Origin of the sequence: Micromonospora sp. DT44, from assembly GCF_049841635.1 — a bacterium.
Taxonomy (GTDB): Bacteria; Actinomycetota; Actinomycetes; order Mycobacteriales; family Micromonosporaceae; genus Micromonospora.
In genome coordinates, this window is record NZ_JBNCKS010000066.1 from 12,992 (window position 1) to 33,450 (window position 20,459).

Consider the following 20,459-nt stretch of genomic DNA (forward strand, 5'->3'; position numbering starts at 1 on the left):
ATGCGTCTACCCACGTTGCGCCGGAACCGGAATGCCGAACCGGGCAGAGTCCTCGGCACCGCGCGCCTTGATCGCCGGACGAAACGCCTGGTCGGTCGGCTTCGCCCCGGTGACATCGCGGTCATCGACCACGTCGACCTGGACCGGGTGGCGGCCGACTCGTTGGTCGCTGTCGGTGTCGCCGCGGTCCTCAACGCCAAGCCGTCGGTCTCCGGCCGCTATCCCAACCTCGGGCCGGAGGTGTTGATCGCCGCCGGCATCCCACTGCTGGACGACCTCGGCGAGGGCGTCTTCGAGCGCATCCGCGAGGGTGACCAGGTACGCGTCGAGGGCAACACCGTGTTCGCGGGCGAAGAGCCGGTGGCGCACGGCACCCTGCAGGACGCCGAGTCGGTCGCCAAGGCGATGTCCGACGCCCGGGAGGGGCTGTCGGTGCAGTTGGAGGCGTTCGCCGCCAACACGATGGACTATCTGCGCCAGGAACGCGACCTGCTGCTCGACGGCGTGGGCGTACCGGACATCCAGACCCAGATCCAGGGCCGACACTGCCTGATCGTGGTGCGCGGCTACGACTACAAGGCCGACCTGGACGTGCTGCGCCCGTACATCCGGGAGTTCAAGCCGGTGTTGATCGGCGTGGACGGCGGCGCGGACGCGCTGGTCGAGGCCGGGTACACCCCTGACATGATCATCGGGGACATGGATTCGGTCACCGACGACGTGCTGCGCTGCGGCGCCGAGGTGATCGTGCACGCCTACCCGGACGGGCGGGCGCCCGGTCTGCCCCGGGTCAACGGGCTCGGCGTACCGGCCATCACGTTCCCGGCGGCGGCGACCAGCGAGGACCTGGCGATGTTGCTGGCCGACGAGAAGGGCGCCTCCCTGCTGGTCGCGGTCGGCACCCACGCCACCCTCGTCGAGTTCCTCGACAAGGGGCGCGGCGGGATGGCCTCGACGTTCCTGACCCGGCTGAAGGTCGGCGGCAAGCTGGTCGACGCCAAGGGTGTGAGCCGGCTCTACCGGCAGAGCATCTCGGGTTCGTCGTTGCTGCTGCTGGTGCTCTCGGCGATCGCGGCGATGGCCTCCGCGGTGGCGGTCTCCACCGTCGGGAAGGCGTACCTGGGTGTGGTCGCCGAGTGGTGGGACAATTTCGTGTTCCAGCTGTACCGGCTCTTCTAGTTCCCGAGCGATCAAGAGGCTGCAAGCGTGATCAACTTCCGCTACCACGTGGTGTCCCTCACCGCGGTCTTCCTGGCTCTGGCGATCGGCCTGGTGGTCGGCACCGCCGCCCTCAACGGCCCGGTCGCCGACTCGCTCAAGCAGCAGGTCACCGGGCTGCGCAAGGACAACCAGCAGTTGCGGCAGCAGGTCAACAGCATGGAGAAGCAGCTCGGCCTGGAGGAGGAGTTCGCCGAACAGATGTCCCAGGTGGTCCTGCCGGGCACCCTCACCGGACGTCGGGTGGTGGTGCTCAGCCTGCCGAACGGGCGTGACCACACCGAGGGTGTGCTCAAGAAGCTGCAGCAGGCCGGCGCCACCATCACCGGTCGCGTCGACCTGCAGGACAAGTTCATCAACCCGGACAACAACTCCAACCTGCTGGAGCTGGCCGTCACCGCCGCCCGGCCCACCGCGCAGACCACCGGCCTGCCCGGCAACGGGCACGGCGTGGAGACCTCCAGCGCGCTGCTGGCCAGCGTCCTGCTGGACCGCGCCCAGGGCACCGCGCCGGTCAGCGACGCCGACCGGCGGGCGGTGCTCGCCGCGTACAACAACGCCGGCTACCTGACCACCGACAACAACAAGGTCACCGGCCCGGCGGAGGCGGTCGTCGTGGTGAGCGGCCAGCCGTACGTCGACAAGGACTCCGAGAAGCGGGACGAGTCGGTCGTCAAGATCGCCGAACAGTTCGACCGGACCGGGGCGATCGTGGTGGGCGGCAACGGCTCCGCCGGTGGCAACGTGGTCTCCGTGGTCCGGGGCGACCCGGTGCTGTCGCAGACCATCTCGACCGTCGACAACGCCAACACCGTCCAGGGGCAACTGGTCACCAGTCTGGCGCTGGTGCAGCAGCTCACCGAGAAGAAGGCCGGCCAGTACGGCGTCGGCGACAATGCCGCGTCCCTGCTGCCTAGACTGCCCCAGTGAGCGAACGACGTACCGCCGTGTCCGTAATCGACGAGGTGCCGGCATGAGCACGCTGGGACGGCTGCTGGTCGGCGCCGCCGGAGCGGCCGCCGCCCGGTACGCGCTGCGCGAGGTGCGGACCGCCCCGGTGGGGCCGGCGCTGGAGCGCACCAACTTCCGCGGCCGAACGGTGACCCTCGCCGCCGGTCCGGCGCTCGCGGCCGGAGCGACCGCCGCGGGCGCGTTCGGCGCGACGAGTGCCGCCTCCGGTGGCGCCGCCCTGGTCGCCGGCCTCGGCGCCGGTGGTGTCGGGCTCTACGACGACGTGGTCGGGGCACGTCCGGAGCAGAAGGCGGCCAAGGGCTTCGCCGGACACCTCGCCGCGTTGCGCGAGGGGCGGGTCACCGCCGGGCTCGTCAAGGTGGTCGGGGTGGGCGCGGCCGGGCTGGGCGCCGCCGCGCTGCTCGCCGCCGACCCCCGCGTCGCCGCGCACCCGCGCCGGCAGCGCCACGGCGCGTTCGGCCGGAGTGTCGACGTGCTGCTCGGCGCTGGCGTGATCGCCGGCACCGCCAACCTGCTGAACCTGCTCGACCTGCGACCCGGCCGGGCCATCAAGTCCGGGCTGCTGCTGGGCGCGCCGCTGACCGGCGGCCCGCACGGTGGGATCGCCGCCGGCGCGGTCGGCGCCGCCGCCGGACTGCTCGGCGACGACCTGTCCGAGAACGTCATGGTCGGCGACAGCGGCGCGAACGCGCTCGGCGCGCTGCTCGGTGTGGCGCTCGCCGCCCGCACCGGTCCGCTCGGTCGCGCCGGCCTGCTCGCCGTGCTGGCCGGGCTCACCGCCGCCAGCGAGAAGGTCAGCTTCACGGCGGTGATCCAGCGGACCCCGGGCCTGCGGGAGCTCGACGCCCTGGGTCGGCGCACCGACTGACGTGACCAGACCGGCCCCCCTCGCCGGCGCCGGCCGGCTGGCCGGGGCAGCCGCGCTCATCGCCGTCCTCACCGTGCTCAGCCGGCTCGCCGGCTTCGGCCGGACCGCCCTGTTCACCTGGAGTCTCGGGAACACCGACCTCGGCGGCACCTACGTGGTGGCCAACGCGGTGCCGAACTTCATCTTCGAGATCGTCGCCGGTGGCGCGCTGGCGAGTCTCGTCGTACCGCTGCTGGCCGGCGCTGTCGAGGCCGGTGACCGTACGACGGTCGCCCGGACCACCGGCGCGCTGCTGACCTGGACGGTGACCCTGCTGGTGCCGCTCGCGCTGCTCGTGGCGCTGTTCGCCGGCCCGGTGGTCGAGTCGCTGGGGCACCACCTCACCGACGCCCAGCAGCACAGCGGCGTACGGATGCTGCGGGTCTTCGCGCCGCAGCTACCGCTGTACGGGGTCGGCATCGTGCTCACCGGGGTCCTCCAGGCGCACCGCCGCTTCGCCTGGCCGGTGCTCGCCCCGCTGCTGTCCAGCCTCACCGTGATCGTGGTCTACCTCGGGTTCACGGCCACCCAGGGCCGCTATGCCACGGTCGCCGGGGTGAGCCCTGGCGGCGAGGTGCTGCTCTCCGCCGGAACGACCCTCGGCGTGGTGGTGCTGTCGCTGTCGCTGCTCATCCCGGTCCGCCGGTTGCGACTGGGGGCGCGGCCCGGGTTCGGGTTCCCCGCCGACGCGCGGGCCCGGGTCGGCGCGCTGGCGGTGGCGGGCGCGGTCACCGTCACGACGCAGCAGATCGCCCTGATCGTCAGCCTGAACCAGGTGACGGCGGGCGCGCGCAGCAACCCCGGCGTCTACAACCTGGCGCAGACCGTCTACCTGCTGCCGTGGGCGGTGCTGGCGGTGCCGGTGGCGGTGGCGGCCTACCCGACCCTCGCCGCGGCGCGGTCGGCCGGTGACGAGGGCGCCTACCGGGCGACCCTCGCGCCGGCCGTGCGCGGGGTGCTGCTGTTCAGTTGCCTCGGCGCGGCCGCGCTGGTCGGGACCGCGGGGCCGATCGGGCACTTCTTCTTTCCCGCGTCCACCGCGCCCACCGCCGCCGCCGCGATCATCGGGTACGCCCCGGGCCTGGTCGGCTACGGCCTGTTCGCGATCCTCACCCGGGCGCTCTACGCGCGGGGGCAGACCCGGGCGGCGACGGTGGCGACCGCCGTCGGCTTCCTCGTGGTGCCGGTCGCGGTGCTGGCGCTCGGCAGGATCCTGCCCTTGACCGACCGGGTGCTCGCCGTGACGTCCGCGAACTCGGTGGGCATGGTGGTGCTGGGCGCGCTGCTGGTCGTCGCGGTGGCGCGGTCCGCCGGCACACCGGCGCTGGCCGGCGCGGCGCGCGCCGGGGCGGCCGGCCTCCTCGCCGGCCTGCTCGCCGCGTTCGCCGGGCTGGGCCTGAGCCGTTGGCTCGACAGGCTGGACGGCGGCACCCCGACGACGGCCGTGGCGCTCGGTCAGGGCATGCTGTCCGGGGTTCTGGTCGGTGTCGTGTTCCTCGTCGTGGTCTGGTTCGTCGACCGGCGGGACGTACGGCCGCTACTGACCGGGGTGGCTCGCCGCCTCCGGCGGGGCCAGCGGGGCCGGGCCGGCACGTCGACGTCCACGCCGGGCGCGGTGCCCCGGAGCGGGGCGACGGGAAGGAGACGGCGGTTCGGTGAGCGTTGTCAACACCAACCGGCGGTGGCCGGCATGACGGAGACCAACGGCTGGTCGGGCGCCGTGGCGCTGGTGCTGGCGTCCAGCACCGGTGGGGTCGGCCAGCACGTCCGTTCGGTGGCACGAGGGCTCGTCGCGTCCGGCGCGACGGTGCTGGTCTGCGGGCCGGCGGCGACGCAGGAGCAGTTCGACTTCACCGGCGTCGGCGCGCGTTTCGAACCGGTGGAGATCCCGGCCAGCCCGACCCCGGCCGACGCGCGGGCGGTGCTCGCCCTGCGGCGGGTGCTCGCCACGGCCCGGGTCGACGTGGTGCACGCGCACGGCCTGCGGGCCGGTCTCGTCGCCGTACTGGCCCGGCCGACCGCCCCGCTCGTGGTGACCTGGCACAACGCGGTCCTCGCGGGCGGGCTGCGCGGCGGGGTGTCCCGGCTCGTCGAGCGGGTGGTCGCCCGGGGGGCCCGGGTGGCGCTGGGGGCGTCGTCCGACCTGGTCGGGCGGGCCACCGCGCTGGGCGCCGCCGACGCGCGGCTCGCCCCGGTCGCCGCCCCGACACTGGCCGCGCCGCGTCGGCGTCGCGCCGCCGTCCGCGCCGAGTTCGGCGTGGGACCGGAGCAGCCGCTCATCCTCTCGGTGGGGCGCCTGCACCCGCAGAAGCGCTACGACGTGCTGGTCGACGCGGCGGCCCGCTGGCGGACGCGTACCCCACCGCCGGTCGTGGTGATCGCCGGGAGCGGCCCGGCGTACCTGTCGTTGGCCGCGCGGATCTCGGCGGCCCGCGCTCCGGTGACCCTGCTGGGGCACCGTACCGATGTGGCCGACCTGCTCGCCGGCGCCGACCTCGCGGTGGTCACCAGCGACTGGGAGGCGCGGCAGTTGTTCGCCCAGGAGGCGATGCGGGCCGGCGTGCCGTTGGTGACGACGGCGGTGGGCGGCCTGCCGGAGCTGGTCGGTGACGCCGCCGCGCTGGTCCCCTCGGTCGACGTGGACGCGGTCGACGCGGCGGTGCGCGCGCTGCTGGACGACCCGGCGGCCCGGGCCGAACTGGGTCGGCGCGGCGCCGAACGGGCGGCGACGTGGCCCACCGAGGCGGACACGGTCGCCGTACTGGCGGCCGTCTACGCCGAGCTGGCCGCCCACCCGGCGGCGCCCGGCTCCGACGCGCCCCTGACGGGACATCGCTGATGGTGCGTCGACTGGCCCCGGCCCTGTTGACCGTGCTCGTGGTGGCGTTGGGCGTCGCCGCGCTGGCCGTCCGGCCGCCGCAGGGCACGCCGCAGCGCACCGCCGACTTCGTGGTCCTCGCCGGTATCGCGGGGCTGCGCTGGGAGGACGTCGACCAGCAGCGCACGCCGACACTGTGGCGGATGGCCCAGGAGGGTTCGATCGGCTCGCTGTCGGTGCGGTCCGCGCACCGGCCCACCTGCCCGGTGGACGGCTGGTTGACGCTCGGCGCGGGCAGTTTCGCCGGATGGAACGGCGCCCGCCCCGACGGCGGCTGCCCGCCGGCCTCGGTGGCCGTGGAGCAGCCGGACGGGATCGGCGCGAACCTGCCCGACCAGGAGAGCGTGGTCCAGTACAACCAGCAGCGGCTGCCGTGGGGCACGATGCCCGGGTCGCTGTCGGAGTCAGTGCGCTGCACGGTCGCGGTGGGGCCGGGCGCCGCCGTGGCGGCCGCGCGGCCGTTCGGCCGGGTCGACAGGTACGCCGCGGGGCTGCCGGCCGATCCGCGTCGGCTGCTCGGCTCGTGTGTCCTGAGCATCGTCGACCTCGGCACGATCGAGGGGACCGATCCGGCGGCGCGCGCCGAGGAGGCACGGGTCGCCGACGCCCTACTGGCCCGGGTCCTGACCGCCCGCCCGCCGCGGTCGCTGGTGCTGGTCGCCGGCATCTCCGACACCGAGCGGCCGTCGCGGCTGCACGTGGCGATCGCCGACGGGCCGGGTTGGGAGCGGGGCTGGCTCACCTCGGCCAGCACCGGCCGGGACGGTTACCTCCAGCTCGTCGACCTCGCGCCGACGGCGTTGGCCGCGCTGGGTCGGCCGATGCCGGAGCGGCTGTTCCTCGGTCGGCCGGCGGTCAGCACCGGTGGGCGGCCGGCGGACCTGACGGAGGCGATCAACGCCCCGGCGGACGCCGACCGGGAGGCGGCCGCCCAGCGGACCGTCTCCGGCGGGTTCTTCGCCCTGCTCGCCGGGGCGCAGGTGCTGCTGGCCCTGGCCGTGCTGCCGTTGCTGCGCCGCGCGCGGCCACACGCGGGCCCGACCGGCCCGACCCCGATCCCGGCCCGGGTCCTGGCGGTTGTCGAGTTGCTGCTGGTCGCGGCGGCGTTGACCGTCCCGGCCGCGTTGCTGGCCGACGCCGTCCCCTGGTGGCGCGGCGGGCATCCCGGGTGGATCTTCGCCGGGGTCACCGCACTGCTGGTCGCGGGGGGCACGGCCGCGGTCCGCTTCGCCCCCGGGTACGCGAAGACCCTCGGCCCGGTCGGCGCGGTGGCCGGCCTGACGACCCTGGTCGTCGGGGTGGACGTGCTGACCGGGGCCCGCCTTCAGCTCAACGGCGTGGTCGGCTACTCGGCGTTGCAGGGTGGCCGGTACGCCGGGCTGAGCACGGTCGCGCTGGGGGTGTTCCTCGCCGGCGCGCTGGTGACCGGCGGGTGGCTCGCCCAGCGGGTGCACCGTCGCTGGCGGCCCGCGGTGATGGTCGCCGTGGGTGGCCTCGCCGTGGTGGTGGCCGGCAGCCCCTACCTGGGCGCCGACCCGGTCGGCGCGATCGCGCTGACCGCCGGCCTGAGCGTGGCGGCGGCGATCAGCGCCGGTGGCTGGCTGACCATCAGTCGACTGGCGTGGGCCACCATGGCCGCCCTGGCGGTCGGTATCGGCTTCGCCGTCGTGGACCTGCGCCGGCTGCCGGCCGAGCGGGGGAGCCTCGGCCGGTTCCTGTCCGCGGTCGGCGACGGCACCGGCGGTTTTACCGTGCACCGGTCCAGCACGGCGAACTTCGAGACGCTGGTGAACAGCCCGTTGACCGTGCTGGCGCTCGCCGGCGGGCTGCTGGTGTGGTTCGCCCTGCTGCAGCCGTGGGGTGGGCTGATGCGGCTGTTCGGCATCTACCCGGCGGTGCGGGCGGCGTTCGCCGGTACGGCGGTCGCGGCGGTGCTGGGCGGTGTGCTCGACGGCGCGGCGCTGGACGTGGCCGGCGCGGCAGCCGCCCTGGTGGTGCCGCTGGCGGCGCTGGCGTCGCTGCGGGTCCTCGGGCACGCCGCCGACCGGACCCGCCCCGCCACGGCCCGCACCCGGGAGAACGAGGCCGACGACGATCCGGGTTCCGGTGGCGACGGGCCAGCCGGCGGGGGGAATGGTCCGACCGGCGGCGGTGGTCCGCTCGGCGCCGGTCACCCTCGACCGGTCGGCGGTTCGCCCGCCGCGCCACCCCGTACCGTCGTCCGGGGGCCGGACCTGGGCTCGCCGGCGGCCGACGGTTCCGGCCGGTCGGCCGGTCCGACGGCGGGCGCCGCGACCACCGCTCCGGCGCAGCGGCGTCCGGCGGACACGCCAGCGCCATCGAGCGAGGTTGCCACCTCCTGACCGCCGGACGTCACCCGGGTGGCCCGTTCCGGTCCCACCCGGGGTGCGGCCTGCGAGTACCCGTCGTGAAGGTGTTACCGTGGAATCCCGTGGATCGCGTGATCACTTTGCTGATCGAGCACGGCGGTCTGCATGACCGCGACAGACGACACGGGAGCAGGCCTTGGCCCCATCAGCACGGACGACCAGGCACATTTTCGTCACCGGGGGCGTCGCCTCCTCGCTGGGTAAGGGCCTCACCGCCTCCAGCCTCGGCAACCTGTTGACCGCGCGCGGGCTCCGCGTCGTGATGCAGAAGCTCGACCCCTACCTGAACGTCGACCCGGGGACGATGAACCCGTTCCAGCACGGCGAGGTCTTCGTCACCGAGGACGGCGCCGAGACCGACCTCGACGTCGGCCACTACGAGCGTTTCCTCGACCGGGCGCTGTCCGGCAAGGCGAACGTCACCACCGGGCAGATCTACTCCGACGTGATCGCCAAGGAGCGACGCGGCGAGTACCTGGGCGACACCGTCCAGGTCATCCCGCACATCACCAACGAGATCAAGTCACGGATCCTGGCGATGGCGGACCCGGACGAGGACGGCGTCCTGCCCGACGTGGTCATCACCGAGGTCGGTGGCACGGTGGGCGACATCGAATCGCTGCCGTTCCTGGAGGCGATCCGTCAGGTCCGCCACGACCTGGGCCGGGACAACTGCTTCTACCTGCACGTCTCGCTGGTGCCGTACCTGGCGCCGTCGGGCGAGCTGAAGACCAAGCCGACCCAGCACTTCGTGGCCCAGCTGCGCAACATCGGTATCCAGCCGGACGCCATCGTGCTGCGCTGCGACCGGGAGATCCCGGTGAAGCTCAAGGAGAAGCTGTCGCTCTACTGCGACGTGGACGCCGAGGCGGTCGTCGCCGCCCCGGACGCCCCGAGCATCTACGACATCCCGAAGGTGCTGCACCGCGAGGGGCTCGACGCGTACGTGGTGCGCCGGCTCGGGCTCTCGTTCCGGGACGTGGACTGGGCGAGCTGGGACGACCTGCTGGAGCGGGTGCACCGGCCCCGGCACACGGTGACCGTCGCGGTGGTCGGCAAGTACGTCGACCTGCCCGACGCGTACCTGTCGGTGAGCGAGGCGATCCGGGCGGCCGGTTTCGGTAACCGGTCCCGGGTGCAGCTCAAGTGGGTGCCCAGCGACGAGTGCGTCACCCCGGCCGGCGCGGCGGCGGCCCTGGCCGGCGTGGACGGCATCCTCATCCCGGGCGGGTTCGGCGTCCGCGGCATTGAGGGCAAGATCGGCACGGCCCGGTACGCCCGGGAGAACGGCATCCCCCTGCTCGGCCTCTGCCTCGGCCTGCAGTGCATGACGATCGACGTGGCCCGGCACCTGGCCGGCCTGGACGGCGCCAACTCGTTGGAGTTCGACGAGCAGGCCGCGCACCCGGTCATCGCCACGATGGCCGACCAGGAGGACATCGTCGCCGGCAAGGGCGACCTGGGCGGCACCATGCGGCTCGGGGCGTACCCGGCGACGTTGACCGAGGGCTCGATCGTCGCCGAGGCGTACGGCAGCACCGAGATCAGCGAGCGGCACCGGCACCGGTACGAGGTCAACAACGCCTACCGGGACGCGCTGACGAAGGCGGGTCTGCACATCTCCGGCACCTCGCCGGACGGCCGGCTGGTCGAGTTCATCGAGCTGGACCGCGACCTGCACCCGTTCTTCGTGGCCACGCAGGCGCACCCGGAGCTCAAGAGCCGCCCGACCCGTCCGCACCCGCTGTTCGCGTCGTTCGTCAAGGCCGCGGTGGCGTACTCGCAGGCCGACCAGTTGCCGGTCGACCTCGAGCCCGCCTCGGAGGCCCCGTCGGCGCGCAAGGCGGCCCGCAACGGCGCCGCCACGAAGGCGTCGGCGTGACCGAGCACCGCTACGAGGTCCGCTCCCGCGAGGAGCGGTACCGCGGGCGGATCTTCGACGTGGTCACCGAGGAGGTGACCATGCCGGGCGGCGGCACCGCGCTGCGTGACCTCGTGCGGCACGTCGGGGCGGTGGCCGTGGTGGCGCTGGACGACGCCGGTCAGGTGGTGCTGATCCGCCAGTATCGGCACCCGGTGGGCCGGCACCTCTGGGAGCTGCCGGCCGGGCTGATGGACGTCTCCGGCGAGGAGTTGCCGGCCGCCGCGCTGCGGGAGCTGGCCGAGGAGGCCGACCTGACCGCCGGGCGGATCGACGTGCTGGTGGACCTGCACAGCTCGCCCGGGTTCACCAACGAGATCGTTCGGGTCTTCCTGGCCCGGGACCTCGCCGACGTGCCGGCCGACGAGCGGCACGAGCGCCACGACGAGGAGGCCGACCTCCAGGTCGTCCGCGTCGACCTCGACGAGGCGGTCGGCATGGTCCTGGCCGGCGAGATCACCAACGCGTCCGCGGTGGCCGGGCTGCTCGCGGCGGCGCGCGGCCGGGACACCGGCTTCGCGGCGCTGCGCCGGGCGGAGGCGCCGCTGCCGCGCTGAGCGCCGCAGGGGGTCCAGCCGATCATCGAGTACGCGACAGAGGGGCCCCGCCATCGGCGGGGCCCCTCTGTGTGTCCAAGCGGAAGGTCAGTCCCGCAGCGGGCGGCCCTGCGCGTCCGTGCCGCCGTTGACGAGGATCAGGATGCCGTCGATGAGGCCCCAGAGTCCGCCGGCGCCACAGGTCACCAGGCTCACGACGAGCTGGAGCACGGCGATCTTGGTGTGTCCGGTGTAGAACCGACCGGCCCCGAAGGTGCCGAGCAGGATGCCGAGGATGCCCGCGACGACCTTGCTCTTGTCGGAGTAATCCGGGGCGTACCCGGGCTGGTAAGGAGGAGTGGTCATGGGCGGACACAATAGTGATCCACTCGCCCGCTGTCCGTACCCCCACCCGTCAGATGGGACGATAATGGGCGAACACTGTCCTGACGGCTGAGGTGACGTCCACCGCCGGCCCGGTCCGTGCCCTGACACTCCGTCAGGTCACCCGGGCACCGGATGCCACTGTGCTGGCTCGTTGGGGCACCGGACGCGCCTAGACTGCCGCCGGCGGGACCGGTGGACCGTGGCGGCAATGGGGCCGTCGTGGCGCCGAGCGGTCGGGGGAACTCAGCCCCGAAGAGAGGTGTCTGCATCGTGAAGGTCGGAATCCCACGCGAGGTCAAGAACCACGAGTACCGCGTGGCGATCACGCCGGCGGGCGTCAACGAGTTCACCCGCAGCGGCCACCAGGTCTTCGTGGAGTCCGGCGCGGGCGTCGGCTCCAGCATCACCGACGAGGAGTTCGCCGCCGCAGGCGCGAAGATCCTGGCCACCGCCGACGAGGTGTGGGACACCGCAGAGCTGGTGCTCAAGGTCAAGGAGCCGATCGCCGAGGAGTACCACCGGATGCGCGAGGGGCAGGTCCTCTTCACCTACCTGCACCTGGCCGCCTCGAAGGAGTGCACGGACGCGCTGGTCGACCGAAAGGTCACCGGCATCGCGTACGAGACCGTCGAGCTGCCCGACCGGTCGCTGCCGCTGCTCGCGCCGATGTCCGAGGTGGCGGGCCGGCTCGCCCCGCAGGTGGGCGCGTTCTACATGATGCGGACCGGCGGTGGTCGGGGTGTGCTGCCCGGCGGCGTCTCCGGCGTGTACGCGGCGAAGACCGTCGTCATCGGCGCCGGCGTCTCCGGCATGAACGCCGCCGCCATCGCCCTGGGCCTGCAGTCCGAGGTGCTGCTGCTGGACAAGAACGTGGCCCGCCTGCGCCAGGCCGACGCCATCTACCGGGGGCACCTGCAGACCGTCGCCTCCAACGCGTACGAGATCGAGCGGGCCGTCCTCGACGCCGACCTGGTCATCGGCGCGGTGCTGGTGCCCGGCGCGAAGGCCCCGACGCTCATCTCCAACGAGCTGGTCTCCCGGATGAAGCCGGGCAGCGTGCTCGTCGACATCGCCATCGACCAGGGTGGCTGCTTCGAGGACTCGCGCCCCACCACGCACGCCGACCCGGTCTACAAGGTGCACGAGTCGATCTTCTACTGTGTGGCGAACATGCCCGGCGCGGTGCCGAACACCAGCACCTACGCGCTGACCAACGTCACCCTGCCGTACGCCCTCGAACTGGCCAACCAGGGCTGGCGCGACGCCCTGCGTGGCGACCCGGCGCTGGCGCTGGGCCTGAACACCCACGACGGCCAGGTCACCTACGGCCCGGTCGCCGAGGCACACGGCATGCCGGTGCTCCCGCTGGCCGAGGTGCTGGGCTGACCGACTCCACGGTGATGCGGGCCGGTGCGGGCGTCGAGCCCGCGCCGGCCCTGCGCCGTGCCGTCCGCGGGTACCTCGACCACCTCACCGTCGAGCGCGGCCTGTCCGCGAACACCCTCGCCTCGTACCGCCGGGATCTGGAGCGTTACCTCACGACGCTGGCCGTGGCCGGCGTCGCCGACCTCGCGTCGGTCGCCCCCGGCGTCGTCGAGTCGCACCTGGCCCGACTGCACGCGGGCGACGACGACCACCCGCCCCTGGCCGTGTCGTCGGCCGCCCGCGCCGCCAGCGCGGTCCGTGGCCTGCACCGGTTCGCCGTGCGGGAAGGGCTGGCCGGCGCCGACCCGAGCCGGGATGTCCGCCCGCCCACCCCGCCGCGCCGACTGCCCCGGGCGCTGGGAGTCGACGAGGTGGTCCGGCTGCTGGAGACCGCCGGCCCGGTCACCGCGACCGGTGACGGCGCGTCGCTCGCGCTGCGCGACCGGGCGCTGCTGGAGTTCCTGTACGGCACCGGCGCGCGCATCTCCGAGGCGGTCGGCGCGGCCGTCGACGACCTGGACGTCGACGAGGGCGCCGTGCTGCTGCGCGGCAAGGGCGGCCGGATGCGCCTCGTCCCGATCGGCGGGTACGCCGTCGACGCGGTCCGCGCCTACCTGGTCCGGGCCCGCCCGGCGCTGGCCGCCGCCGGCCGGGGCACCCCGGCGGTGTTCCTCAACGCCCGGGGCGGCGCGCTGTCGCGCCAAGGCGCCTGGATGATCCTGCGGCACGCCGCCGCCCGCGCCGGCCTGCCGGTCGAGGGACCGTCGGCGGTGTCCCCGCACACCCTGCGCCACTCGTACGCGACCCACCTGCTCGACGGTGGCGCCGACGTGCGGGTCGTCCAGGAACTGCTCGGTCACGCCTCGGTGACCACCACCCAGGTCTACACCCTCGTCACCGTCGAACGGCTGCGCGAGGTGTACGCCACCGCCCACCCGCGCGCCCGCGACTGACGCCCCGGTCGGGGTTGGTCCCGACACGCCGGGCCGGTGCCGAACGCCCTGCTGGTCGGTGGCGTACAGTCGGCATCGGCGCGGACCTCCTGGGGCGACAGACCGGGGTGCGCAGCGGCGCCGCGAAGGACGTCGGACGGCTCCGACGCCGGGTGGGTCGTCGGGAGGGGGCAACGAGCACATGGCTGGCAACGGTGACCGTGCCGAGACGTGGACGTCGGAGCTCCGCGAGCAGCAGGCCGCGCTCGGCAACGATCTGGGTCCGGCCGACCCGGCCGCCTACACGATGCGCAAGCCCATCCCCGAGCCGATGCCCACTGATCGGCACGGTCCGGCGCGCATCATCGCGATGGCCAACCAGAAGGGTGGCGTCGGCAAGACGACCACCACCATCAACCTGGGCGCGGCCCTCGCGGAGTACGGCCGCAAGGTGCTGCTCGTCGACTTCGACCCGCAGGGCGCGCTCTCGGTGGGCCTGGGTGTCAACCCGCACAACCTCGACCTGTCCGTCTACAACCTGCTCATGCAGGACGACGTGACCGCCGAGGACGTCCTCATCAAGACCGACGTCGCGGGCCTGCACCTGCTGCCGGCCAACATCGACCTCTCCGCCGCCGAGATCCAGCTCGTCAACGAGGTCGCCCGCGAGATGGCCCTGGCCCGGGTCCTGCGCTCGGTCCGCAAGGAGTACGACTACATCCTGATCGACTGCCAGCCGTCCCTCGGCCTGCTGGCGATCAACGCGCTGACCGTCGCGCACGGCGTGCTCATCCCGCTCGAGTGCGAGTTCTTCAGCCTGCGCGGTGTGGCCCTGCTGCTGGACACCATCGACAAGGTGCGCGAACGGCTCAACTTCGACCTGGAGCTCGAAGGCATCCTCGCCACCATGTACGACAGCCGCACCACCCACTGCCGCCAGGTGCTCCAGCGGGTGGTCGAGGCGTTCGGCGACAAGGTCTACCAGACGGTCATCACCAAGACGGTGAAGTTCCCGGAGTCCACGGTGGCCGGTGCCCCCATCACGACGATGGACCCGGCCTCCTCCGGGGCGCGTAACTACCGTCAGCTGGCCCGCGAGGTGATCGCCGCCCAGTCGGAGCGGTAGCCGGAAGTCCCGGTGCCCGTCTCGTGGACTACGGTCGTGCGGTGACCGCGCCACCCCTCGACCCGCCCGACACCGCCGATCCGGCCGTGGTCGACGGTGCGCAGCCCGCCGGGTTCACGGTGCGACTGGCCAACTTCACCGGCCCCTTCGACCTGCTGCTGCAACTCATCGGCAAACACAAGCTCGACGTCACCGAGGTGGCCCTGCACACGGTCACCGACGAGTTCATCGCCTACATCCGCGCCATGGGCGACGACTGGGACCTGGACGAGGCCAGCGAGTTCCTGCTCATCGCCGCGACCCTGCTCGACCTGAAGGCCGCCCGGCTGTTGCCCGCCGCCGACGTCGAGGACGAGGAGGACCTCGCCCTGCTGGAGGCCCGGGACCTGCTCTTCGCCCGGCTGCTGCAGTACAAGGCGTACAAGGAGGCGGCGGCACACATCGCCGAGCTGGAAGCGGTCGGCGGCCGCCGCTATCCCCGGGCGGTGAGTCTGGAGCCCCGCTACGCCGAGGCGCTGCCCGACCTGGTGCTCGGCATCGGCCCGCAGCGGCTGCTGAAACTGGCCGTGAAGGCGATGACCCCGAAGGTGACGCCGGAGGTGTCCATCGCCCACGTGCATATGGTGCGGGTCAGTGTGCGGGAACACGCGGCGATCCTCACCGCCCGGCTGCGTCGGGCGGGCACGGCGACCTTCTCGCTGCTCTGCGCCGACTGCGAGGCCACCCTGGAGGTGGTGGCGCGGTTCCTGGCGTTGCTGGAGCTGTACCGGGAGGGTCTGGTGGCCTTCGTGCAGGAGCAGGCCCTGGAGGAGCTGACCGTGCGCTGGACCGGGCCCACCGACGGCGAGACCGAACTGCACGTCGACGAGTACGCCGGCACACCCGCCGACGCCGACCCGCCTCCCGGGCCGGAGCCGGTGGCGGGGGAGCAGGCCGGCGGACCGGCCGAAACGGAAGCGACGGAGGGTGCGCGGGATGAGTGACGAGGAGCGCCGGGACTCCCTGGCCGACCAGGCCGCCGCCTGGGTTCCCCCGTGGGAGCGCCCACGCCCATCGGCCCCCACCACCTCACCTGCCGAGGCCGAGGCTGAGTCCTCCGACGCAGCCGCCGGTGAACCGGCCGAGCCTGTCGCACCCCGCGAGACGTCCGAGCCGGGCGAGCCGGGGGAATCCGCTGAGCCGATCGAGGCCGCCGAGCCGGTCGTGCCCGTTGAGGCGGTCGTGCCCGCCGAGCCCATCGTGTCCGGCGAGCCGGTCGTGCCCGTTGAGGCGGTCGTGCCGGAGGTCGACGTGCCCGCTGAGGCGGGTGCGAGTCGGGGCGCACCCCGGCGGGAGCCCGTCGGGCGACGGCGGCCGGCGGTCGTGCCGGAGCCCGCGCCCGAGCTGCCCGACGCCGAGCTGCGCGGCGCGTTGGAGGCGATCCTCCTGGTGGTGGACGAACCGGTCAGCGAGCTGGTTCTCGCCCAGGTGCTGGAGCAGCCGGCCGAGCGGATCGGGCCGGTGCTCGACGAGATCGCCGCCGGCTACACCGCCGCCGGGAACGGTTTCGAGCTGCGCCGGGCCGCCGGCGGTTGGCGGTTGTACACCCGGCCGGAATACGCTACGTACGTCGAGCGGTTCGTCCTGGACGGGCAGTCCGTGCGGCTGACCCAGGCGGCTCTGGAGACCCTGGCCGTGGTCGCGTACAAGCAGCCGGTGACCCGGTCGCGGATCTCGGCCATCCGGGGTGTCAACTGCGACGGCGTCATCCGTACGCTGGTCACTCGCGGCCTCGTCGAGGAGTGCGGCACCGAATCGGACAGCGGGGCGTTCCTGTACCGGACCACCACGCTGTTCCTGGAGAAGCTCGGGCTGAACACCGTCGACGAATTGCCACCTCTCGCACCCTTCCTGCCCGACGACGTAGAAGAGCTTGCCGATGCGACCCGATAACCGTTCCCCGAAGTCCGACGCCCCCGTCTACGAGGGCGCGGAACGCCTGCAGAAGGTGCTCGCCGCCGCCGGCGTGGGTTCCCGCCGCGCCTGCGAGGACCTGATCTTCCGGCGCCGGGTCACCGTGGACGGGCGGGTCGCCAAGCTCGGCGACAAGGTCGACCCGGCCAACGCCGTGATCCACGTCGACGGCGAACGCCTCCAGGTCGACACCCGCCTGGTCTACGTGGCGATGAACAAGCCGCGTGGTGTGGTCACCACCATGGCGGACGAAAAGGGCCGCAACGAGCTGGCCGACTTCATCGGCAGGCGGCTGGACCAGCGGGTGTTCCACGTCGGGCGGCTCGACGCGGACAGCGAGGGCCTGCTGCTGCTCACCAACGACGGCACCCTCGCGCACAAGCTCATGCACCCCTCGTACGAGGTGCTGAAGACCTACCTGGCCGAGGTGGTCGGGCCGATCCCGCGCAACCTGAGCAAGCGGCTCCTCGCGGGCGTCGAGCTGGAGGACGGGCCGGTCAAGGTCGACTCGTTCAAGGTGGTGGGCACGCTGGGCAAGAGCGCCCAGGTGGAGCTGAGCCTGCACGAAGGGCGCAAGCACATCGTCCGGCGGTTGATGGACGAGGTCGGGCACCCGGTCACCCGTCTGGTGCGTACCTCCATCGGTCCGATCCGGTTGGGCGACCTGCGCACCGGGCGTCTGCGGCGCCTGACCAACGCGGAGGTCGCCGCCCTGTTCCGCGCGGTGGGTGACTGACCCCCGGGCTTCGGGGTACGGCTGCCGGTAGGCTCCGCAGCGGCCGGGAAGCGGCCGCCGGAGGGTGGCGTGGGTCGCCTCGGGCGGCGGCGCGCGTGGGTGCGCCACGGGCCCCGGGCATGATGGATGACGATGGACAACCGCTTGCGGCGCCAGCACCGGGCGATCCGCGAGGTACGGGCTGAGGAGGACACGGTGGAGGAAAACGTACGGGCCGAGCGATGTGTGGTCGCTGTGGACGGGCCGTCCGGTTCGGGTAAGTCCACCGTGTCGCGGCGGCTCGCCGTCGGCATCGGTGCGCGCTACCTGGACACGGGGGCGATGTACCGGGCGATCACGTGGGCCGTGTTGCGCTCCGGCGTGGATCTCACGGACGCCGTGTCGGTGGCCAAGGTCGCCGGCGAGGCCGACCTGCGCATCGGCACCGACCCCCAGGGGTACGGCGTGACCGTCGACGGCGTCAGCGTGGACGCGGAGATCCGCGGGCCCGAGGTGACCCAGGCGGTCTCCGCCGTCGCCGCCGTGCCGGCCGTCCGTGAGCTGCTGGTCGCCCGGCAGCGCGAGATGATCGTCAACGCGGGCCGGATGGTGGTCGAGGGCCGGGACATCGGTTCGGTCGTGGCGCCGGACGCCGACCTGAAGGTCTTCCTGACGGCCTCCGAGGCGGCCCGCGCGGCTCGGCGCAGCGCCGAGGACGCCTCCGACGTGGCGGCCACCGCCGCCGACCTGGCCCGCCGCGACCGGCTCGACTCGACCCGCAAGGTCAACCCGTTGGCCCAGGCGAAGGACGCCGTCGTGCTGGACACCACCGAGCTGGGCATCGACGAGGTCGTGGCCCGACTGCGTGACCTGCTCACCGAGCGGGGAGTGGCATGAGTAGCGATGGGGGTGGCTGGGTCGAGTTGCGAGAGCCCGATCTCGTCGTCGAGGAGCCGACCGGCCCGCAGCCGGTCGTCGCGGTCGTCGGCCGTCCCAACGTGGGCAAGTCGACCCTCGTCAACCGGATCATCGGCCGCCGGCAGGCGGTCGTCGAGGACATTCCCGGTGTGACCCGGGACCGCGTGCCGTACGACGCGCAGTGGAACGGCCGGACGTTCACCGTCGTGGACACCGGCGGTTGGGAGCCGGACGCGAAGGACCGCGCGGCGGCCATCGCCGCGCAGGCCGAGACGGCGGTGGTCACCGCCGACGTGGTCCTCTTCGTGGTCGACGCGATGGTCGGCTCCACCGACGTGGACGAGGCTGCGGTGAAGATGCTGCGTCGCAGCGCCAAGCCGGTCATCCTGGTGGCCAACAAGGCCGACAACAACTCCATCGAGATGGAGGCCGTGTCGCTGTGGTCGCTCGGCCTCGGCGAGCCGTTCCCGGTGTCCGCGCTGCACGGGCGCGGCTCCGGTGACCTGCTGGATGCCATCCTCGCCGCGCTGCCGGAAGCTCCCGCGATCGTCGAGAACCGGCCGCGCGGGCCGCGCCGGGTGGCGCTGGTCGGCCGGCCGAACGTGGGCAAGTCCAGTCTGCTCAACCGGTTCTCCGGCGAGGACCGGGCTGTCGTCGACTCGGTCGCCGGCACCACAGTGGACCCGGTCGACAGCCTGGTCGAGATCGGCGGCCAGACCTGGCAGCTCGTGGACACCGCCGGCCTGCGCAAGCGGGTCGGCAAGGCCAGCGGCACCGAGTACTACGCCAGCCTGCGCACCGCCGGCGCGATCGAGGCCGCCGAGGTGGCCGTCGTGCTCCTGGACGCCGGCGAGCCGATCAGCGAGCAGGACCAGCGGATCCTCACGATGGTGACCGAGGCCGGCCGTGCGCTGGTCATCGCCTTCAACAAGTGGGACCTGGTCGACGCCGACCGCCGGTACTACCTGGACAAGGAGATCGACCGGGAGCTGCGCCGCATCCCCTGGGCGATCCGGCTGAACCTGTCGGCCATGACCGGCCGCGCGGTCGACAAGCTGGCCCCGGCCCTCAACAAGGCCCTGGCGAGCTGGGAACTCCGCGTGCCGACCGCGCACCTCAACCAGTGGCTCACCGCGCTCGTACAGGCCACCCCGCACCCGGTGCGCGGTGGACGGGCGCCCCGCATTCTGTTCGCCACGCAGGCCGGGGTGGCGCCGCCGCGGTTCGTGCTCTTCACCACGGGCCCGCTCGACGCCGGATACCAGCGGTTCGTCGAGCGCAAGCTCCGCGAGGAGTTCGGGTACGAGGGCAGCCCCATCGAGATCTCCGTACGCCCCCGCAAGAAGCTCGGCCCCGGTGGCCGGGGCAAGGCGCACGGGTAACCCCTTTTGTAAGGGTGGGTCAGGCGATCTCGCCTGACCCACCCTCCTAGGACGCTCTAGGGGTTGTGGGGTGGTTCGCTGCCTCAACAACGCGGGTGGGGCCTGTGCGGACGGGGCAGGAGTGCTGCGCTAAGCTGTACCGGCTGTCGCAGGGGGAACTCTGCGGGGGCGGGACGTGGCGCAGCTTGGTAGCGCACTTGACTGGGGGTCAAGGGGTCGTCGGTTCGAATCCGGCCGTCCCGACAGCGAGAGGGTTTCCGCAGGTCAATGACTTGCGGGAGCCCCTCTTTCATTGCTCGGCACGGATGCCTGGTATGGCACGCCGCTGTTGGACTCCCAGCCCTGAACGCCTTCGACATTGCTTTCGAAGGACGCCTATCCGCAGGCCGCAAGGAGCCATCAACAACCCGAGTTACACCGTTCGTTGGCAGACTCCCGTTTTTGAGTGCGCCACCGGATGCGGCTTCCACGACCAGCAAACCCCAACCGCTTGGTCGTCTCGTCGGCAGTCCAAAGGCGTCCGCTCATGCCGTGACGACGGGCGGGTCAGCCGGCTGGGGTGGAGCGGACGGGGAGCAGGTTGCGCTCTGCGAAGACCTTCTTGGCGATGAGCGTGGCGTTGACGGCCCGCGGCACGCCGCAGTAGACCACCGCCTGTAGCAGCGCCTCGACTATCTCCGACGGCGTCAGGCCCGCGTTGAGCGCGCCGTTGACGTGGACCTCTAGCTGCAACGCCGTTCAGTTAGGCGTTTCGGTAGGCCGTCAAGCGTGTCGTGGAGACGAGGCAGCGGAGCTCCGG

Annotated in this window: 17 protein-coding genes, 1 tRNA gene and 1 pseudogene; 17 read left to right on the forward strand and 2 right to left on the reverse strand. The window is 73.0% G+C overall.

Annotated elements, in window-relative coordinates; translation table 11 throughout:
• From steA to ACLQ25_RS28245, 8 genes and pseudogenes are all read left to right on the forward strand, one after another.
• A complete protein-coding gene (steA, locus tag ACLQ25_RS28210; RefSeq protein WP_355050199.1) occupies nt 1-1,179 on the forward strand; it encodes a putative cytokinetic ring protein SteA in 1,179 nt (392 codons plus the stop codon).
• Between the two features lie 27 nt (nt 1,180-1,206).
• Nucleotides 1,207-2,148, forward strand: a complete 942-nt coding sequence (locus ACLQ25_RS28215) for a copper transporter (protein WP_425733797.1) — start codon at nt 1,207-1,209, stop codon at nt 2,146-2,148.
• 43 nt (nt 2,149-2,191) lie between these two features.
• Nucleotides 2,192-3,058 (forward strand): hypothetical protein, encoded by an 867-nt coding sequence (locus ACLQ25_RS28220; RefSeq protein ID WP_425733798.1) that lies wholly within the window; start codon nt 2,192-2,194, stop codon nt 3,056-3,058.
• A gap of 1 nt (nt 3,059) precedes the next feature.
• Nucleotides 3,060-4,756, forward strand: a pseudogene (gene murJ, locus ACLQ25_RS28225) (murein biosynthesis integral membrane protein MurJ).
• 31 nt (nt 4,757-4,787) lie between these two features.
• The gene (locus ACLQ25_RS28230) at nt 4,788-5,936 is read left to right on the forward strand and encodes a glycosyltransferase family 4 protein (RefSeq protein ID WP_425733799.1); all 1,149 of its coding nucleotides are present in this window, start codon (nt 4,788-4,790) and stop codon (nt 5,934-5,936) included.
• Entirely contained in the window at nt 5,936-8,338 is a 2,403-nt protein-coding gene (locus tag ACLQ25_RS28235; protein WP_425733800.1) for a hypothetical protein, read from the forward strand. Before ACLQ25_RS28230 ends, ACLQ25_RS28235 begins: the two co-directional genes overlap by 1 nt.
• 163 nt (nt 8,339-8,501) lie before the next feature.
• Entirely contained in the window at nt 8,502-10,247 is a 1,746-nt protein-coding gene (locus ACLQ25_RS28240) for a CTP synthase (protein WP_425733801.1), read from the forward strand.
• The gene (locus ACLQ25_RS28245) at nt 10,244-10,843 is read left to right on the forward strand and encodes an NUDIX domain-containing protein (RefSeq protein ID WP_425733802.1); all 600 of its coding nucleotides are present in this window, start codon (nt 10,244-10,246) and stop codon (nt 10,841-10,843) included. The genes ACLQ25_RS28240 and ACLQ25_RS28245 overlap by 4 nt, the downstream gene beginning before the upstream one ends.
• An 87-nt stretch (nt 10,844-10,930) precedes the next feature.
• Here ACLQ25_RS28245 and ACLQ25_RS28250 read toward each other — a convergent pair whose 3' ends face one another.
• Nucleotides 10,931-11,254: a TM2 domain-containing protein gene (locus tag ACLQ25_RS28250; RefSeq protein WP_425733810.1), complete on the reverse strand. Its 324-nt coding sequence runs from the start codon at nt 11,252-11,254 to the stop codon at nt 10,931-10,933.
• 225 nt (nt 11,255-11,479) lie between these two features.
• On the opposite strand from ACLQ25_RS28250, the gene ald reads away from it, so the two are divergent.
• The 9 genes from ald to ACLQ25_RS28295 all read left to right on the forward strand — a co-directional run bounded on the left by ald (nt 11,480) and on the right by ACLQ25_RS28295 (nt 19,903).
• Nucleotides 11,480-12,595, forward strand: a complete 1,116-nt coding sequence (ald, locus tag ACLQ25_RS28255; protein WP_396802243.1) for an alanine dehydrogenase — start codon at nt 11,480-11,482, stop codon at nt 12,593-12,595.
• 14 nt (nt 12,596-12,609) lie between these two features.
• Nucleotides 12,610-13,587 carry a site-specific tyrosine recombinase XerD gene (locus ACLQ25_RS28260; protein ID WP_425733803.1) on the forward strand — a complete coding sequence of 326 codons (978 nt, stop codon included), beginning with the start codon at nt 12,610-12,612 and terminating at the stop codon, nt 13,585-13,587.
• Between the two features lie 181 nt (nt 13,588-13,768).
• Entirely contained in the window at nt 13,769-14,692 is a 924-nt protein-coding gene (locus ACLQ25_RS28265; RefSeq protein WP_357120878.1) for a ParA family protein, read from the forward strand.
• Between the two features lie 41 nt (nt 14,693-14,733).
• On the forward strand, nt 14,734-15,675 hold the full coding sequence (locus ACLQ25_RS28270) for a segregation and condensation protein A (protein ID WP_425733804.1): 942 nt from the start codon (nt 14,734-14,736) through the stop codon (nt 15,673-15,675).
• Nucleotides 15,668-16,624 (forward strand): SMC-Scp complex subunit ScpB, encoded by a 957-nt coding sequence (gene scpB, locus ACLQ25_RS28275; RefSeq protein ID WP_425733805.1) that lies wholly within the window; start codon nt 15,668-15,670, stop codon nt 16,622-16,624. The genes ACLQ25_RS28270 and scpB overlap by 8 nt, the downstream gene beginning before the upstream one ends.
• Nucleotides 16,611-17,381: a pseudouridine synthase gene (locus ACLQ25_RS28280; RefSeq protein WP_425733806.1), complete on the forward strand. Its 771-nt coding sequence runs from the start codon at nt 16,611-16,613 to the stop codon at nt 17,379-17,381. Before scpB ends, ACLQ25_RS28280 begins: the two co-directional genes overlap by 14 nt.
• 195 nt (nt 17,382-17,576) lie before the next feature.
• Nucleotides 17,577-18,257, forward strand: a complete 681-nt coding sequence (cmk, locus tag ACLQ25_RS28285) for a (d)CMP kinase (RefSeq protein WP_425733811.1) — start codon at nt 17,577-17,579, stop codon at nt 18,255-18,257.
• Complete coding sequence (gene der / locus ACLQ25_RS28290) at nt 18,254-19,660, forward strand: ribosome biogenesis GTPase Der (protein ID WP_425733807.1); 1,407 nt, start codon at nt 18,254-18,256, stop codon at nt 19,658-19,660. The genes cmk and der overlap by 4 nt, the downstream gene beginning before the upstream one ends.
• 169 nt (nt 19,661-19,829) lie before the next feature.
• Nucleotides 19,830-19,903: transfer RNA gene (locus ACLQ25_RS28295), tRNA-Pro, on the forward strand.
• 303 nt (nt 19,904-20,206) lie between these two features.
• Here ACLQ25_RS28295 and ACLQ25_RS28300 read toward each other — a convergent pair.
• Nucleotides 20,207-20,392, reverse strand: coding sequence for a carboxymuconolactone decarboxylase family protein (locus ACLQ25_RS28300; RefSeq protein ID WP_425733808.1), 186 nt, complete (start codon nt 20,390-20,392; stop codon nt 20,207-20,209).
• Nucleotides 20,393-20,459 lie beyond the last annotated feature (67 nt).